Origin of the sequence: Shewanella sp. AS16, assembly GCF_021412365.1 — a bacterium.
In the GTDB taxonomy this organism is placed as follows: Bacteria; Pseudomonadota; Gammaproteobacteria; order Enterobacterales; family Shewanellaceae; genus Shewanella; species Shewanella salipaludis.
On record NZ_JAKCLK010000001.1, the window covers coordinates 584084 to 598240 of the forward strand.

The following is a 14157-nucleotide window of genomic DNA, read 5'->3' on the forward strand; positions in this document are numbered from 1 at the left end:
GCAAAGATTAATCAGATATTGCATTTTGGCCTGAGTGTCTTACTCTGGATCTATTGCTCAGGGCAACGAAGGAACTCTGTTATGGATACCACACCAGTAGATATATCGCATTTATTTGAACAACTTGGACTAGACAGCGAACGTGAAGCCATAGAGCAGTTTATTGCCAGGCACTCGCTCTCGGATAACGAACTTCTGGCTCAGGCGAGTTTTTGGACCCCATCCCAAAGAGCATTCCTGAATGAGGCGTTAGAGGAAGATGCCGAGTGGTCAGACGCAATTGACCACTTGGACACCTTATTAAGGAAATAGACGCTGTGCCGAGGCCGCATCTAGAACTTAGCGTAAGCGGCCTCTCCCCAGCCAACCAAGCTATGGTTGCTCAGGATGATGGGGGTACATTCATCCTTGGTGGTCTTGCCATCACCGTGGTTTCTCTGGGTTCGATAAAAGAGTACCTGCATTTCTTTGCCATCTTGCAGGTAGGCCTCGCTGAAATCCGCCGTTCCCATCAGCGCCAACACCTGCTCTCTATCCATACCTAAGTTCAACCGGGTGAGCTTTTCCCTGTTATCGTCCTGCACTTTTGCCCAATGGCTGCCGTCGAGTCTGTCACTGGCTTCATCACCGACATTGACCACACAACCGCTAAGCCCTAAGCTTGCTGCCCCAACAAACGCAATGGCAATCCATTTTGATTTCATGTTAATTTCTCCTAAGACACTCTATGTGTTTGACTTCATTTGCAGCCAACACAAGCAAAATACCGGCCAAAAATACTAACCAATTGTTATTTAATACAATAAAAACATTTCATTGGCTTAAACATACGCCCCTAGTCACCCAAGTTAAGGAATTTAACCAATCATGAGCCAGATAGACCAAGTATTGGCAGCGGCAAAGGCACTGGCAGACAGAGGTAAGCTTCCATCGGTCGCACTGTTGAAGGCGCAACTGAGCAATAGCATTCCCCTGCCAATATTAATCAAAGGCTTGCAGCAATTTAAGGCCATGCCCAAGGCTGAGCAAGCTAGGCTGGTGGGACAGGTTGAGGTTGAGGCCGAAGTTATTATTGCCGACTCATCGCCGGAGCAAGCAGTCGCGCGGCTCACTCAGGAGCTGAAACAGCTGAAGGCCGCATACCAACAGCTGGATGCACGCCTGACACGACTCGAATCCCAGGAGAAAACAGCCTGATGTTTGTGACCGAACTGAGATTTGAGTGTTTTGCCGATACCACCATCAGCGCCGCCGAGAAGGCCATCAACAACCTGCTGGAAGCATTGCGCGCCAACGGTCAGGTGCTGGGACGTGAATTTGCAGTGGCTTTCAACGATGGCGAGTTCCGGGTGCGCCTGCTCACACCGGAGAAGACCAGCCTCGCCAATCGCCATAACAGCCCATGGGTGAAACGTGCCCTAGGCGCCCTGACGGAGGCCAAGCTGCTGGCCCCAAGGGAGAAGTTCATAGGCCAGGATATTAATTCCGAAGCCAGCAACCTTGACACTCCGAGCTGGCAACTGCTGTATACCAGCTATGTGCACATGTGCTCACCGCTGCGCAGTGGCGATAACTTGCTACCTATTCCTTTATATAGGATCCCCGCGACCTTCAACGGCGATCACAAGCGGGTGATCCGCTGGCAGAGTGAATGGCAAGCCTGTGATGAGTTGCAGATGGCGGCGGCGACCAAAGCCGAGTTTGCCGCACTGGATGAGCTATGCAGCAGCGACAGCGACTTGTTTCGCCGCGGCTGGGATATACGGGGGCGTATCGAATATCTGACCCAGATCCCGACCTATTATTATCTGTATCGGGTGGGAGGAGAAAGCCTGGCCGCGGAACTCAATCGTCCCTGCCCACGTTGTGGCAGCCTGGACTGGAAGCTGGACGAGCCCTTGCTGGACATGTTCCACTTCCGCTGTGAGCCATGTCGTATTGTTTCCAATCTTTCCTGGGATCATCAATAGCCATAGCTGACGAGAAAACATAGAGATGAATAGCGACAGCTCTGACTAAGAATCAGGCTATGCAGCAACCCCTTAGCCACGCTTGCCGAACAGATGCTGCCACATGGCTTGCAACCGCTGGCCTATGCCAGGATGCGCCAAGGCCGGCATCTCAGGCTCCTGATGCAGGCTCGGCGGCGCCACCCTGGCAGACAATTGCCCGATAAAGGCCTCCAAGCTTGGCGCCAAGCGCTCGGACGGCGCTTCACCCGGGATCTCCAGCCATACGCTGCCATCGGCATTGTCCACCGTCAGCATCTTATCCCCCTCATTCAGCACGCCGACGAACCAGGTCGGAGCCTGCTTGAGTTTCTGCTTCATCATGAGGTGGCCTATGATATTTTGCTGCAAATAGTCAAAGTCCTTGTCATTCCACGGCTGCAACAACTCGCCTTCGCCCCAGGGAGAGTCGAATAACAGTGACGCAGCGAAGAAATAACCATAAAAATCATTAATATCCGGCCATAATGTCAGCCCCAGAGCGCCTGCTACATTATCAAAGCGCCCTGGCACATCACGCCTGACGGGGGCCCAGAATACGGCGACATTGGCTTCAGGCTCGAAATCCCCCCGAATGCAGACAGACGCCTCCCCCAGAGGATAGTAACGTGGGTATTCGTCCAGTCGCTCACGATACGCCTGAAGGTAGTTTTGCAAAAAATCATCTAACGCTGGCAGACAAGACACTGAAGCGACATCCAAATTGAAGTATAATGAGGGTCTATTTTGACATGGAAACCGTATTGATGACAAAGAATCACGATCCCTATAGTGATGCTTCAGAGATGGCTGGACTGACCCTAGGCAAGACTAGCGAGTATAAGGCCGAGTATGATGCTGCGCTGTTGCAAGGGGTTCCCCGCAAACTCAACCGTGATGCGATAGCACTCACAGCCGAGCTGCCCTTTCATGGCGTCGACTTCTGGACGGGTTATGAATTATCCTGGCTCAATGCCAAGGGGAAACCTATGGTCGCCATAGCCGAGATACAACTCAGCTATGCCAGTCAGAATCTCATCGAATCCAAGTCTTTCAAGCTCTATCTCAACAGCTTTAACCAGACACGCTTCGACAGTGTGGAGCGGGTACAGCAGGCGCTGATCCGCGATCTGAGCCAGTGTGCCCAAGGGGAGGTTGGGGTCAAAATCATCGAACCCAGACATTTCAACAACCAGCGCATCGCCGAGCTGCCAGGCACCTGCATCGACGAGCTGGACATAGAAGTCGATGACTATAGCTTTAATCCTGACTACCTGGCGGACAGTACGGATGAGAAGCAAATCGTCGCCGAAACTCTGAACTCCAACTTGTTGAAATCCAATTGCCTCATCACCTCACAGCCCGACTGGGGCAGTGTGATGATACGTTATCAGGGGCCCAAGATAGACAGGGAAAAACTGCTGCGCTATCTCATTTCTTTCCGTCAGCATAATGAGTTTCACGAGCAATGTGTCGAGCGCATCTTCGTCGACTTGAAGCGATACTGCCATTGCAGCAAGTTGACCGTCTATGCCCGCTATACCCGTCGTGGTGGCCTGGACATCAACCCCTATCGTACCGACTTCGAGCACCCGCCCGAGAGTCATAGGCTGGCACGCCAATAGCCGACAGGAATACACATAAAAGAGTCAAACATAAAAGAGTCCGCGGCAACGCGGACTCTTTTATGCTCTCTATGACAAGAGCCTAGCCAAGCTACTGCTCGATAGCGGCAAACAACTCGGCTCCCCACTGCCTGGCGCTCAGTTTGACCTCGGACGCCATCCCCCCCAAGCTCACCGCGAAGCGATAATCGGCATCCAGGCGCCCAAGGCTGCACTGCCATAGGCCTGAGTCGAATCCCGCCTCCTGCGCCTCCAGCCCTATGCGACTCAAGAGCGGCAAGCAAGTATCGGACTGCCCGGGAATGCTTGTATTTAAGGTTAATTCCCCCAGCCCAGGGCGCGACAAATCCATGCTGAAACTGTCCAAGGCCAAGGCCAGTCCCATTCCCTGGGCCTTGATATAGGACTCCTTCAAGGCCCAGAGATCGAAGAAACGCCCCCTTTGTTCATCGGCCGACAAGGTCAGCAACGCCGTCGTTTCCGCTGCCGAAAAATAATGCCTCAGTATAGGGTGAATATCGGTGCGGGCTCGTTCATGTTCGATATCGACCCCCAACTGCACTTGCATGCCATGTGTCTGCAGCACAGCGACCATAAGCCAGTCGCCACTATGACTCAGGTTAAACTCGAGTCCGGTTGCTTGCCGCTGGGCCGAACTGAGCCCGGGCTTGCCGTATTTTCCGTAGTCGAAACACCATTGATGGGGCGCCAGCACCCCATATTGCGACAACAGCAAACGCAAGCATGCCCGGCTCAACAAGGCCTTGTCCTTCAGTGCCAGGGAGGCAAAACGGCCCACCTTGCCGAGCTCTTCGTGGGACAGGAGCGTCAGCAGCCTGGCGCGCTCCGCCCCGGCTAACGGCCTCAAGGGAACGAAACCTAAGTGAATTAACATTGGATCATGCACAGGCAGAACCTATAGGTAAAAGGTAACTCGCTGAAATGATCTCATAACACAGTCTCTTTCAATAGATAAAAAATGGCCCGGCTATTCGCCGGGCCATTTTTTATGATAGTTGCTGCGGGCTCAATCCAAGTAAGTCCGAGCATCTTGAAATAAACATCAGCTTAAACATGGTCAGAGCTTTACATATCAACAGGTAGCACTCACAGGAAAGAGCAAGATAGCAAAGCCGAGATCTATGATACTTACTTCCTTTCGCTTTGCCGTCCCTGCGCCGCGTCAACCATATCCCTAGCGGCTTGTTTTTCTGCTTCACGCTGCCTACTGGTAGTACAACGTTTTGAAGGGATACTGCTACCTGTAACCCTCACGCTCTCGCAACGATATCCCGCTTTATCCAAGGCGGCCTTGCGAGCGGCAACTTTATCTGCATCGGCTTTATTTACTTGCTGCTCTGGTGTTGAACTACAAGCAACCATGCCCAATAACACAAGCCCAGCACCCACTTTTTTAGCCAACCCATTGTATTGTGTAAACACTGTCCTTCTCCTATTCCATTAATAAAGACAACACAATGAATAACACAAAACAAATCAATAATAAACATACGCATAACAATTCAATTCCGGTCAGTAACCAAAACAAAAGCGCACTCGAGGGGGATTGATTGCAGCTTTCCCGCTGTCGCCGGACGCAAAATAAAAATCCTATCGCCTTCTTGCAGCAAAACCCTCAGTCCTAGCCGCAGTCGAGCAGATAAATCCGGCGCCAGAGTCCCAGGTGATTGTATCGTCTCACAAGGTCGGGTAAGCTGCCTGTCCATAACGAATAAGATATCGGCCATTCGGCAGTAAATAGGCCTGAATGCGTCGAAGCTGTAGACCAATTACCCAGTTCCAACAGATTGAGTCCCAGCAGATTGTTGCCGCGCCGATAAGGAACCTCAACCCTAGCTATGCCCATTTATCCCCAGGATGGAGGCCCTCCGGCGCCGACCCATAAGAACGCGACCACCACGCCCGAGATGCGCAGCTTCATTCAAACATCCGACTTGAGCGTCAGCCAGCTGGCGAAGGTGCTCAACATCAGCGAGGCGACGGTACGCAAGTGGCGCAAGCGCGACTCTGTGGTTAACTGCCCCAATACCCCGCACCATCTCAATACCACCCTGACGCCGCTGGAAGAGTATGTGGTGGTGGGCCTGAGGCAACAGTTGAAGATGACCCTGGATCAGCTGCTGCAGGTTACCCAGACCTTCATCAATCCCCATGTATCCCGTTCCGGCCTCGCCCGTTGCCTGAAACGCCATGGCATGTCGAAACTCAATGAGCTCGCCGAAGCCGGGACACCCGAGAAACATTTCAACCTGCTGCCCGTGGTCCAAGGCAGTGAGATGGCCACCTATACACTCAACAGCGAGACCCTGGCCAAAACCCTGGCGCTGCCGGCCCAGGATGCCAGCACAGTGGTGCAGGTCGAGTCATTGGCCATTCCGGCGGAACTGGATGCCACGGACGCAAGTTCTGTGCTGATAGGCTTCGACCCCATCAGCCAGTGGGTCTATGTCGACATATATCAGGATGACAACACCACAGCCTCCAACAGATACATGGCCTATGTGCTCAAGCATGGCCCCTTTCATCTGCGCAAGTTGCTGGTGCGCAACTATCACACTTTTCTGGCGCGTTTTCCCGGTGCCCGTCCCCAGGACTCTCACGTACAAGAGAAGCCTTCCCGGGACAGCAGGACTGCAGACGCCCCCAACAGCCAAGAGGTCGGCCCATCGCGCCAGGCCTACGGAGACTCACTATGAGCCAAGCCCCGACAGAGACAGCAGCCAAAACAGACAAGCGCCTCAACAAGCGCCTCAAGGATATGCCCATCGCCATCGTCGGCATGGCGAGCATCTTCGCCAACGCCCGCTATCTGGAACAATTCTGGGATCTCATCTGCGACAAGATAGATGCCATCACTGAGGTGCCTGACAGCCATTGGCAGGCGAGCGATTACTTCGATGCCGACAAGCGCACCCCGGACAAGAGCTACTGCAAGCGCGGCGGCTTCATGCCAGAGGTCGACTTCAATCCCATGGAGTTCGGCCTGCCGCCCAATATCCTCGAGCTAACAGACACCTCGCAGCTGCTGTCTCTGGTGGTCGCCAAGGAAGTATTGACCGATGCCAATCTGCCGGACGATTACGACAGGGACCGCATAGGCATCACCCTGGGGGTCGGCGGCGGCCAGAAGATAGGCCATAGCCTCAATGCCCGCCTGCAATATCCAGTGCTGAAGAAGGTCTTCAAGAACAGTGGCATCTCGGATGCAGACAGCGAGATGCTGTGCCAGAAGTTCCAGGATCAATACATACACTGGGAGGAGAATTCCTTCCCGGGATCGCTCGGCAACGTCATCGCCGGGCGCATAGCCAACCGCTTCGATCTCGGCGGCATGAACTGCGTGGTCGACGCCGCCTGCGCCGGCTCGCTGGCCGCCATGCGCATGGCGCTCACCGAGCTCACAGAGGGGCGCAGCGACATGATGATCACCGGCGGGGTCTGCACCGACAACTCGCCCTACATGTACATGAGCTTCTCCAAGACCCCGGCCTTCACCACCAATGAGACAATCCAACCCTTCGATGTCGACTCCAAGGGCATGATGATAGGCGAAGGCATAGGCATGGTGGCGCTCAAGCGTCTGGAGGATGCCGAGCGCGACGGGGATCGCATCTATGCGGTCATCAAAGGTGTCGGCGCCTCCTCTGACGGCAAATTCAAGAGCATCTACGCGCCGCGGCCCGAAGGCCAGGCCAAGGCGCTGGAGCGCGCCTACGACGATGCAGGCTTCGCCCCCCATACCCTGGGGCTCATAGAAGCCCACGGCACGGGCACCGCCGCGGGAGATGTGGCCGAATTCAAAGGTCTCAGCTCTGTGTTCAGCCAGAAGGGAGGTGCCAAAGACAGCAAACAGCATATCGCCCTGGGCTCGGTCAAATCACAGGTGGGCCACACCAAGTCCACAGCAGGTACCGCAGGCGTCATCAAGGCGGCGCTGGCGCTGCACCACAAGGTATTGCCACCCACAATCAACGTGACCAGGCCCAATCCCAAGCTGGAGATAGAGGACTCGCCCTTCTTCCTCAATACCCAGACCCGCCCCTGGCTTTCCAGGGTCGATGGCACGCCGCGCCGCGCCGGCATCAGCTCCTTCGGTTTCGGCGGCACCAACTTCCATCTGGTGCTGGAAGAATATGCCCCAGAGCATCAGGCGGGCGACAAGTATCGCCGGCGGCGGGTGCCCCAGAGCCTGCTGTTTGCGGCAGCTGACAAGACGGCGCTGCTGGCCGAACTTAACTCGGTACTGCAACAGACGAACAAAACGAACCTGCAGACCCTTGCCAACTCACATCCACTGCGGGACATACCCTCGGACTTTGCCCGTCTAGGCCTGGTGGCGGTCGATATGGCGCAGCTGCAGGCACAATTGAAGCAAGCCATACAGCAGCTTGGCGACAATAACGGCGCCAGCTGGCAGCTGCCGTCCGGTATAAGCTATCGCGCTTCGGCATTGCTGGGTGGGCAAGTCCCCCACAAGGTCGCGGCGCTGTTCGCAGGCCAGGGTTCCCAATACCTCAACATGGGGATTGAGCTTGCCTGCCACTTCCCCGAGATGCGAGCGCAAGTGAGTGCCGGCGACGCCGTTTTTGCCGCCCAGGGCCAGACGCAGCTGTCGAGTGTGCTCTACCCCATACCCGCCTTCGATGCCGATGCCATCAAGGCCCAGGAAGCCAGACTCACCAACACTCAAAATGCCCAGAGCGCCATAGGGGCCCTCTCCATGGGCCAATATGCCCTGCTGACGGCGGCGGGATTTACCGCGGACATGGTGGCGGGCCACAGCTTCGGTGAACTTTCGGCCCTGTGCGCCGCCGGGGCGATCTCCCAGGCGGATTATTACCGCCTCGCCTTCGCCCGTGGCCACGCCATGGCGGCTGCCCCCGAGGGACAGGACTCTGGCGGACAAGTCCCTGGCGACAAAGACGCTAACAAGGCCCAAGGCAACCGGGACTCAGGCACCATGTACGCCATACTGCTGGGGCAGGCGGCCGACAGGACGGCGCTCCATGCCTGTCTCGAAAAGTTTGCTGACGTCAAGATTGCCAACGACAACGCTCCGACCCAGCTGGTGATCGCCGGCCCCACGGAGCAGACCCGTGAAGCCGCCAAGGCCTTGGGCGAACAGGGCTTCAAGGCCATAGTCCTGCCCGTGTCAGGCGCCTTCCATACCCCCCTGGTGGCCCATGCCCAGCAGCCTTTCGCCAAGGCCATAGACGAGGTCGAGTTCAAAGCGCCGACTGTCGCCCTCTATGCCAACGCCACCGGCGCCCTGTACCCGAGCGAGCCAGAGACCATCAAGGCAGAATTCAAGCAGCACATGCTGCAGTCGGTGCGTTTCAGCGAGCAGCTGCGCGCCATGTATGACGCCGGTGCCCGGGTGTTTGTGGAGTTTGGCCCCAAGAATATCCTCGGCAAGTTGGTGGAAAATACCCTTGGCGAGCACTTGTCCGAGCTGTGCATCGTCAGCATGAACCCTAGCCCCAGGGGCGACAGCGATCAACAGCTGCGCCAGGCCGCGGTGCAGCTGGCGGTTGCCGGTGTCAGCCTGAGCGAGCCGGACCCCTACCAGGCAGAGGTACGCCGACCCGATGCGCCTTCGGCCATGAACATCAAACTCAGCGCCAGCAACCACATCAGCGCCGCCACCCGGGCCAAGATGGCGGCATCCCTGGCGACGGGTGAGATTTCGCCACGGGTGGAACAGGTGGACAGGATAGTGGAAAAGCTAGTGGAAAAAATCGTCGAGAAAGAAGTGTTCGTGGACAGAATGGTAGAGAAGGTAGTGGAAGTGGAAAAGCAAACCAACAAGATGACAGATGCCATGGCGAGCACCACAGGGGCTCAAATGGCCGCAACGACGACAGCCAAGCCACAAGAGATCGGCGCAGAGGCGCTCAATGCCTTCTTCGCGGCCCAGGCCCAGGCGGCGCAGCTGCATCAGCAGTTCCTCAGCATCCCGCAGCAGTACGGTGAGACCTTCAGCGCCCTGATGACGGAGCAGGCCAAGATGGCCAGCCAGGGAATAGCCATCCCCGAGAGCCTGCAACGCTCCATGGAACTGTTCCACCAGCATCAGGCGCAGACACTCAAGAGCCATGCCGAGTTCATGCAGCTGCAGGCCGGCAGCAGTCAGGCGGCCCTGGCCATGCTGGGTAATGCACCAAGACAAGCAGTCACTATCCAGACTGCGACTCAGCAGGCAGAGAGCATGCCGTCTGTTGCCATGCAAGCGGCGCCCGCTCGAGTTGCCCCCGTGCAAGCAGTGTCTGCAACGCCTGTGCAAGTCGAACCTGAGCACAGGGCCCCGGCGCCCGTCCTCGCAACAACAGCGGGATCTTCGGACGCTAGCGCACCAGCTGCCTCAGCCTCAGCGACAATATCGGCACAGGCAGTCTCTCAACAACAGGTGCAGGAAGCCATGCTAAGCGTGGTCGCAGACAAGACGGGCTACCCAGTGGAGATGCTGGAGCTTTCCATGGACATGGAGGCAGATCTCGGCATAGATTCCATCAAGCGGGTGGAGATCCTCGGCACGGTGCAGGACGCCCTGCCCGGCTTGCCCGAGCTGAGCCCTGAGGACTTGGCCGAATGCCGCACCCTGGAAGAAATCACCTCGCTCTTCTCCCTGGCCCTGTCTCAGAGTCAGAGTCAGCTAGTCTCACAGCCTGGCGTTACCAGGGCGCAAACAGTAAAGGCGCCAACCACTGCGGCAGCTCAGAGCCAGAACCTCCTTGGCAAAGAACAGGTACAGCAGACCATGATGGCCGTGGTCGCCGACAAGACGGGTTACCCTGTGGAAATGCTGGAACTTTCCATGGACATGGAGGCGGATCTCGGCATAGATTCCATCAAGCGGGTGGAGATCCTCGGCACGGTGCAAGATGCCCTGCCCGAACTGCCCGAGCTGAGCCCTGAGGACTTGGCCGAGTGCCGCACCCTGGGGGAAATAGTCGAACTCTTCTCCCTGCCCCTGTCTCTATCCCTGGGCCAGAATAGCCAGAGTCAACTTGCCTCACAATCTAGCGTTACCAGGGCGCAAACAATAAACACGCCAAACCAGAACTCTCTTGGCCAAGAGCAGGTACAGCAAACCATGATGGCCGTAGTGGCCGACAAAACGGGTTACCCGGTGGAGATGCTGGAACTGACCATGGACATGGAGGCGGATCTCGGCATAGATTCCATCAAACGGGTGGAGATTTTGGGCACTGTGCAGGACCAGCTGCCCGAACTGCCCGAGCTAAGCCCTGAGGACTTGGCCGAATGCCGCACCTTGGGGGAAATAGTCGAACTCTTCTCCCAGTCCCTGTCTCTATCCCTGGACCAGAGCAGCCAGAGCAGCCAGAGTCAGCCTGCCTCACAGCCTGCGGCCTCGGCGCCGGCCGCTGCCACTGCGATGACAGCTCAGAACCAGAACGCTCTCGGCCAAGAACAGGTGCAGCAAGCCATGCTAAGCGTTGTCGCAGACAAGACGGGCTATCCGGTGGAGATGCTGGAACTGACCATGGACATGGAGGCGGATCTCGGCATAGATTCCATCAAGCGGGTGGAGATTTTGGGCACAGTGCAGGACCAGCTACCCGAACTTCCCGAGCTGAGCCCTGAGGACTTGGCCGAGTGCCGCACCCTGGGAGAAATAGTCGAACTCTTCTCCCGAGCCTTGGGGCAATCCCAAGAGCAAACGCCAGGGCAAACCTCGGCGGACTATGCCGGCGAAGCTACTGTCCACGAGGCTAATACCTTCGAGGCCGAGGTGGCGCTGCCGCCCCACAGCGAGGTGACGCTAAAAAAGCTGCCGGCGGCGGCCATCCTAACGCTACAGGAAACGCAACAGGGAACGCAAGAGACAGAGTCAGCGCCTGAGCCCTGGGCTGAGTTTGCCGAAAACGCCTGCATCCTCATCAACGACGATGGCCACAACGCCGGCGTGCTCGCGGAAAAACTCTATGCCAGAGGCCTGAAAGTCGCCGTGGTGCGCGCACCCGGGACACTGCAGGGACAGCAGTCGCCGCTCAGCAGCAATATCGCCAGCTTCACCCTGGAAGCTGTCGATGACGCCAGTGTGCTTGCCGTGCTCGCCGAAGCCGGCTCTTTGGGCCCCATAGCCGGCTTCATTCACCTGCAGCCGCAGCATAAGGCCCAAGAACAACAACAGCCACAGGGGCTCATGCTCTCGGGCGCAGCCCTGGCCTCGGTCGAGCAAGCCTTCCTGTTTGCCAAGCACCTGCAGGCGCCATTGACACAGATGGCAGGCACAGGGGCGCGGGCAAGCTTTGTCACCGCCTCCCGTATCGACGGTGGCTTCGGCTACCTGGACAGCGAGGGCGTGCAAAGCAGCGAACTCAATCAGGCGGCATTGTCCGGGCTCACCAAGACGCTGAGCCAGGAATGGCCGGACGTGCATTGCCGCGCCCTCGATCTGGCGCCATCGCTGGATGCCAAACACTTGGCCGATGCCCTGGTGGCCGAACTCTTTGCCACAGAACCTGGCACAGAGTCGGGTCAGGTAGAAGTGGGCGTAAGCCTGGATGCCAGTGGCATGTTCAGCCGTGCGACCCTGGTTGCAGGGACAGCCCGGGAATCACATGCGCCTGCCAGCCTCGAGAGTACAGACAAGATTTTGGTAACCGGCGGCGCCAAGGGCGTGACCCTGGAGTGTGCCCTGGCGCTTGCCAAACATTGCCAGGCCCACTTCATCCTGGCGGGCCGCAGCAAGCACCAGGCGATACCCGCCTGGGCCGAGGGCAAAATTGCCGGCGAGCTCAAGGCCGCCGCCATAGCCCATATCAAGGCCATGGGCGACAAGCCCACCCCCAAGCAAGTGGATGCCCTGGTGTGGGAGGTGCAAAGCAGCCTGGAGATCTCTGCCGCCCTCGCCGCCTTCGAAACGCTCGGCGCCAGCGCCGAGTACCTGAGCCTGGATGTCAATGACAGGGATGCCATAGACAGCAGCCTGGGCCCAATCACCGCCTTGTCGCCCATCACAGGCATAATACACGGTGCCGGGGTGCTGGCAGATAAACACATACAGAACAAGACATTGGATGAGTTGACCCGCGTCTATGGCACCAAGGTATCGGGACTGAGTCAGCTGCTGGCCGCCCTGGATCTGAGCCGGCTCAAACTGCTGGCCCTTTTCTCCTCCGCCGCCGGCTTCTACGGCAATACGGGCCAGAGCGACTATGCCATGGCCAACGAGATACTCAACAAGGCCGCACTGCAGCTCAGCCGGCAATTGCCGGGCGCCAAGGTGATGAGCTTCAACTGGGGTCCCTGGGATGGCGGCATGGTGAGCCCGGCGCTGAAGCAGATGTTCATGGCGCGCGGCGTGTATGTGATCCCCTTGAAAGCCGGTGCCAGGCTGTTTGCCGATAAACTGCTCGGCCAGGGCGGCACTCAGCTGCTGATAGGCTCGGACATGCAGGGCACAGCCGCTAAGGTAAGCGGGACAGAGACAGAGGAAAGCGAGGCAAAAAAGTCTCAGGCGGATCTGACTGCTAGCGCGGCGGATCCGCAGGCATTGCTGTCAATAAACTCTGTGCCGGCAAGGCTTGCCTCTGCCGTCACCCTGACGCGCACTCTGGATCCCGCGGCCATGCCCTTCATCGAAGATCATCGCATCAACGCCAGCCCTGTGCTGCCCACCGTCTGCGCCATCCAGTGGATGCGGGAGGCGGCCAAACAGCTGCTGGGCGTGCCTGTACGGGTGCTGGACTATAAGCTGCTCAAGGGCGTGATCTTCGAAGCTCAGGCAGGGCAGACAGAGAAAGAACCTGCGCCACAGACGCTGCAACTGACGCTGACGCCCGCCGGCGACGGCCAGATAAACGCGCTGATAAGCTGCCAGGACAGGCCGCAATACCAGGCAGTGCTGAGCCTTGCCCCTCCTACCGCGTTGCCAGCAAGCCTGGCAGGCGATGCCCTGCCGAGCCCAGGCGCTGCTATTGTGACAGACGCAGGCGGCACTCTAATAGCCGCCGGCAGCGACTTATACCAGGATGGTACCCTGTTCCATGGGCCCAGACTGCAGGGCATTGAATCCATTGTCCAATTTGACGACGCGGGTTTAGTCGCCAAGATCTGCCTGCCAAAGGTTGCTTTGGCCGACTGCGGCGACTTCGCCCCCAGCCTGGTGCCGGGCGGCGCCCAGCCCTTCGCCGAAGACTTGCTGCTGCAGGCCATGTTGGTGTGGGCGCGGCTCAAGTATGGCGCCGCCAGCCTGCCGTCGACCATAGGGGAGTTCATATCCCATGCGCCTATGTCGTTCGGCGACGGCGGCAGCCTGGTGCTCGAGGTAGTGAAACACTCGGGGCGCATGCTGGAAGCCAATATCGCCCTGTATCATGGCGACGGCCGCCTGAGCTGTGAGATGCGCAGTGCCAGGGTCACCATAAGCAAAGGTCTCAACGCCGCCTTCCTGAATACGGCTAAGGCAACGCCGGCGCAGGAGACAAGCCTGGCGAGCGCGGCGGGAGTCGTGACCCAGTGACGCAAGCAGCAACGCCAACAGTGAGCCAAGCCAT

The 14157-nt window shown here is 57.7% G+C and carries 10 protein-coding genes; 6 read left to right on the forward strand and 4 right to left on the reverse strand.

Annotated features, from left to right (window positions below):
• Window positions 1–81 precede the first annotated feature (81 nt).
• On the forward strand, window positions 82–312 hold the full coding sequence (locus tag LZP73_RS02690; protein ID WP_234232925.1) for a DUF2789 domain-containing protein: 231 nt from the start codon (window positions 82–84) through the stop codon (window positions 310–312).
• A 20-nt stretch (window positions 313–332) separates the two neighbouring features.
• Here LZP73_RS02690 and LZP73_RS02695 read toward each other — a convergent pair whose 3' ends face one another.
• The gene (locus LZP73_RS02695) at window positions 333–704 is read right to left on the reverse strand and encodes a DUF3192 domain-containing protein (protein WP_234232927.1); all 372 of its coding nucleotides are present in this window, start codon (window positions 702–704) and stop codon (window positions 333–335) included.
• A gap of 163 nt (window positions 705–867) precedes the next feature.
• On the opposite strand from LZP73_RS02695, the gene LZP73_RS02700 reads away from it, so the two are divergent.
• Both LZP73_RS02700 and LZP73_RS02705 read left to right on the forward strand, forming a co-directional pair.
• The gene (locus tag LZP73_RS02700) at window positions 868–1197 is read left to right on the forward strand and encodes a hypothetical protein (RefSeq protein WP_234232928.1); all 330 of its coding nucleotides are present in this window, start codon (window positions 868–870) and stop codon (window positions 1195–1197) included.
• Window positions 1197–1970 (forward strand): Zn-ribbon-containing protein, encoded by a 774-nt coding sequence (locus LZP73_RS02705; protein WP_234232929.1) that lies wholly within the window; start codon window positions 1197–1199, stop codon window positions 1968–1970. Before LZP73_RS02700 ends, LZP73_RS02705 begins: the two co-directional genes overlap by 1 nt.
• Window positions 1971–2042: 72 nt before the next feature.
• On the opposite strand, the gene syd is transcribed toward LZP73_RS02705, so the two are convergent.
• Window positions 2043–2696, reverse strand: coding sequence for a SecY-interacting protein (gene syd, locus LZP73_RS02710; RefSeq protein ID WP_234232930.1), 654 nt, complete (start codon window positions 2694–2696; stop codon window positions 2043–2045).
• 59 nt (window positions 2697–2755) lie between these two features.
• Between syd and queF the strand changes: the two genes are divergently transcribed.
• Window positions 2756–3613 carry an NADPH-dependent 7-cyano-7-deazaguanine reductase QueF gene (gene queF, locus LZP73_RS02715; RefSeq protein ID WP_234232937.1) on the forward strand — a complete coding sequence of 286 codons (858 nt, stop codon included), beginning with the start codon at window positions 2756–2758 and terminating at the stop codon, window positions 3611–3613.
• A gap of 91 nt (window positions 3614–3704) precedes the next feature.
• Here the strand turns inward: queF and LZP73_RS02720 are convergent, their stop codons facing one another.
• Both LZP73_RS02720 and LZP73_RS02725 read right to left on the reverse strand, forming a co-directional pair.
• Complete coding sequence (locus tag LZP73_RS02720; protein WP_234232942.1) at window positions 3705–4508, reverse strand: 4'-phosphopantetheinyl transferase family protein; 804 nt, start codon at window positions 4506–4508, stop codon at window positions 3705–3707.
• A 254-nt stretch (window positions 4509–4762) separates the two neighbouring features.
• On the reverse strand, window positions 4763–5056 hold the full coding sequence (locus LZP73_RS02725; protein ID WP_234232943.1) for a hypothetical protein: 294 nt from the start codon (window positions 5054–5056) through the stop codon (window positions 4763–4765).
• Between the two features lie 416 nt (window positions 5057–5472).
• On the opposite strand from LZP73_RS02725, the gene LZP73_RS02730 reads away from it, so the two are divergent.
• A complete protein-coding gene (locus tag LZP73_RS02730; protein ID WP_234232944.1) occupies window positions 5473–6330 on the forward strand; it encodes a transcriptional regulator in 858 nt (285 codons plus the stop codon).
• Window positions 6327–14123 carry a type I polyketide synthase gene (locus LZP73_RS02735; RefSeq protein ID WP_234232946.1) on the forward strand — a complete coding sequence of 2599 codons (7797 nt, stop codon included), beginning with the start codon at window positions 6327–6329 and terminating at the stop codon, window positions 14121–14123. The genes LZP73_RS02730 and LZP73_RS02735 overlap by 4 nt, the downstream gene beginning before the upstream one ends.
• The last annotated feature ends 34 nt before the right edge of the window (window positions 14124–14157 follow it).